The organism is Fundidesulfovibrio sp., from assembly GCF_058402725.1.
This window is the reverse complement of record NZ_JBZVFJ010000235.1, coordinates 1-3,344: the sequence shown is the minus strand read 5'-3', so window position 1 is coordinate 3,344 and position 3,344 is coordinate 1. Positions and strand designations below refer to the sequence as shown.

Genomic DNA, 3,344 nt, shown 5'->3' with positions numbered 1-3,344 from the left:
TGTTCCTCCCTGGCCAGTTCGCGCTCCCGCACGGGCACGAGGCGCGCCTTGGCCAAACAGGTGGACATGGTCATGGTGCACGCCCCGGCCAAGGTGGACCAGGCCGTCAAGGACGGCTGGGCCGTGAAGAAGACCCTCATCGGCTCCAACGAGTTCTTCATCGTGGGGCCCGCCGCCGACCCGGCGGGCATCGCCAGACTCGCCTCCGCCGTGGAGGCCTACAAGGCCATTGCCGCGAAGCAGGCCAGGTTCTTCTCGCGCGGCGACAACTCCGGCACCCACCAGAAGGAGGCGGCCGTGTGGAAGGCGGCGGGCATCGAGCCCTCCGGCGCCTGGTACATCGTCACCAAGGACTTCATGACCGCCACCCTCAAGCGCGCCAACGACGAGGGCGGATACTCCATGACCGACTCCTCCACCTGGGTGGCCGAACAAAAGAACATGCCCAGGCTCGCCATCCTTTTCAAAGGCGACAAGATGCTCGTGAACACCTACCACGCCCTGGCGCAGCCCAAGGGCGCGACGCCCGGCGCGGACACCGCCGCGGCCTTCATCGACTTCGTGGCCTCCAAGGAAGGCCAGGACATCATCCGCGGCTTCGGCAAGGCCCAGTACGGGGAATCGCTCTACAACGACGCGGACTACGCCAAAAAGTACGACTAGCGACCGCCCTCCCGGCCGGACGTCGCCCCCGCGCGACGCCCGGCCGCCGCGCTCCCCGGGCCGCCCTCCGCCGTCGGCGCGGCACCGCTGCCCCCGGAGGCCGCCCTGCCGGACCTTCTCACGGGAAGCCCCGCTCCCCGGGCTTTCCCTTTCGCCGCGCACGCGCTACACCGCCCCCATGCGCCCCAAGAACCCCATCCGCAAACGCTTCGACGTGCAGGAGCCCGACAAGTCCGCCACCTTCTCCAGCGCGGCCGCGCGGGCGGCCATCGGCGGAGCGTCCGGCAACCTCTTCTTCGTGGGGCTGGAGGGCAGCGGCAGGCGCTCGCTGGCCCGGGCCGCCGCGCTGCGTCTGGGCCTGGACTGCGCGGAGGCCGCCACGCGCGGCCAACTGGAGCAGGCCCTCGCCGGGAACGGCCTGGCCGTGGCCGTCACCGGGGACTCCCTGCTCCTGGAGGAGGGGGCGCCCGAGGCCCTGCGCGCCTCGGGCAAGGTGTTCTACCTCATGAGCGTTGCCCCGATCCTGGCGCGCAGCCTGGGCGACCTCTCGCGCCTGGAGGAACTGGCCGCGCGGGTGGAGCGCATGGAGCCCGTGTTTTTCGGCGCGGCCCATTTCATCCTGCCCCTGGCGGCGACGCAGGAGGAGATGCTCGAGGACGTGGCGGAGAAGGCCAGGCTCTGATGCGCCACCTGGGGGAGCTCATCGTGGCCTTTGCCAGCCGCTCCGACGCGGCCCTGGGCTTCCGGCTGGCCATGCTCTGGCCGCGCTGGCGCGAGGTGCTGGGCCACGTGGCCCCCTACGCCCACCCCCTGGGACACCGGCGCGCCACGCTGCTCGCCGGCGTGGAGGACTCCCTGGCCATGCAGGAGAGCCACTACGACGCCCCGGCGATCCTGGAAGCGGTCAACGGGTTTCTCGGCCAACAAGTCTTTGACAAGGTGCAATTCGACCTGCTACAGGGCAAGACCCCTCTGGACGCATTGCCCGGTTCGGCCCCCGCCTTCTGGCGGCTCCCCGCGCCCCGCATCGCCTCCCTTGGGAAACTCAGCCTGGACCCGAACACCGCCGTGGGGCGCTCGTACGCGGCCTACGTCCGCCAGTTTGGCCCCGGCAGGTGACACACATTCCACTTGGAGGCGGACAATGGCCGACATCACGCTCGATCTCAAGAAACCCCTGGACAAGATGACCGCCAAGGAGCTGCGCGACCTGGTGATCAACCAGATCCCCAACATCCAGGGCGCGTCCGGCATGGACAAGGAAGAACTGATCAAGGCAATCAAGGAAGTGCTGGGCATCACCGACGAAGAAGGCGGCGCGAGCCCCTACAAGGCCCAGATCCTCTCCATGAAGGCCCAGATGAAGGAAATGCGCGCCAAGAAGGCCGCCGAAGGCGTCTCCCGCAAGGAGAAGGACATCCTGCGCCGCAAGGTGAACAAGCTCAAGAAGCGCACCCGCAACATGGCCCAGGCCTCCTAGGCGCGGCCCTGACGACGTTCGGAAAGGCCCGGCGGAGCGATCCGCCGGGCCTTTCCGCGTGGGCGGCCCGTTGAAAAAGCCGACCAGGCAGCGGGGGCACAAGAACGCGCCCGCAAGGCGCGGGGCCAAAGCCCGGCCCGGAGCGTCTTTCACGGACGCGAGGGTTTGGCTATTTCCCTGCAACGCAGCCAGCGGGGATATCCATTCATGGCCCCGCCCCCTTGGGAGGCATACGACCTCCGGGTGGGCTGGACCCTGAATGGAGGGTGGGGCAATCCCATGTACTGGCTCTGCTAGGCCGCCCCCGGAGAGGACTCGGGAATCAGGTCCTCTCCGGCCCTCTCCACCCGGTTTCTCCCCCCTCGCTTGGCCTGGTAGAGGGCGTCGTCGGCCAGACGCAGCAGATCCTCGGCGCGCGCCGTCCCCCTGGGCGTGAGCGACGCGACGCCGACGCTCACCGTCACCCTGCCCTCGGGGGAGCCCTCGTGGGGCAGGGCAAGGGCCTCCACCGCCCGGCGCACCTCCTCGGCGTGGACGACGGCCTTGCCGAGCGGCATGCCGGGCAGCAGCATCACGAATTCCTCGCCCCCATAGCGCGCGGCCAGGTCGCCGGGACGCCGCGCCAGCCCCCGCATGGCCCGTCCCACGTCGATGAGGCGTTCGTCTCCGGCCTGATGGCCCAGGGCGTCGTTGTAGCGTTTGAAGTGGTCCACATCGATCATCAGCAGGGACACCTGGGCTGCGTCGCGCCGCGCCCGCGCCCATTCGGCCGCCAGCGCCGCGTTCAGGCGGCGGCGGTTGGCCAGCCCGGTCAGTTCGTCGGTGTCGGCCAGTTCGGCCAGCTTGCGGTTGGCCTCCTGGAGCGCCCTGGCGTCCCGCTCGCGCCCGGCCAGGGCGTGGTCCAGCAGGTCCAGGGCGTGGCGCACCGTGGTGAACTCGTCGCGCACCCCGGAGAACTGGGGGCTGGCCCCCGGGTCGCGCAGACGGTCGATGCGCTCCACGATCTCCCGGAGCGGTCGCGTGATGCGCAGCGCGATGACCCGCGCCGACACGGCCACCAGCGACGCGGCCACGAAGATGCCCGCCAGACCGCCCGCCGCCGTGCGCCGCGCGGCGGCCAGGTTGTGCTCCACGAAGCGCTTCGTGACTTCGGAGACCGCATCGAGGGAGGCAATGATGGAATCCAGGGCGCGCACCGACT

Annotated in this window: 5 protein-coding genes; 4 read left to right on the top strand and 1 reads right to left on the bottom strand. The window is 70.1% G+C overall.

Features of this window, described 5'->3' with window-relative positions:
- The 4 genes from ACV4UX_RS17985 to ACV4UX_RS17970 form a co-directional block, all read left to right on the top strand.
- Positions 1-663, top strand: a 663-nt coding sequence (locus tag ACV4UX_RS17985) for an ABC transporter substrate-binding protein (protein WP_491594655.1), incomplete at its 5' end; no start/stop codon positions are given.
- Positions 664-841: 178 nt separating this feature from the next.
- On the top strand, positions 842-1,345 hold the full coding sequence (locus ACV4UX_RS17980; RefSeq protein WP_491594654.1) for a hypothetical protein: 504 nt from the start codon (positions 842-844) through the stop codon (positions 1,343-1,345).
- Positions 1,345-1,782 (top strand): DciA family protein, encoded by a 438-nt coding sequence (locus ACV4UX_RS17975; protein ID WP_491594653.1) that lies wholly within the window; start codon positions 1,345-1,347, stop codon positions 1,780-1,782. The genes ACV4UX_RS17980 and ACV4UX_RS17975 overlap by 1 nt, the downstream gene beginning before the upstream one ends.
- A 25-nt stretch (positions 1,783-1,807) precedes the next feature.
- The gene (locus ACV4UX_RS17970) at positions 1,808-2,143 is read left to right on the top strand and encodes a hypothetical protein (protein ID WP_173081395.1); all 336 of its coding nucleotides are present in this window, start codon (positions 1,808-1,810) and stop codon (positions 2,141-2,143) included.
- 293 nt (positions 2,144-2,436) lie between these two features.
- Here ACV4UX_RS17970 and ACV4UX_RS17965 read toward each other — a convergent pair.
- Positions 2,437-3,344, bottom strand: a 908-nt coding sequence (locus ACV4UX_RS17965; RefSeq protein WP_491594652.1) for a GGDEF domain-containing protein, incomplete at its 5' end; no start/stop codon positions are given.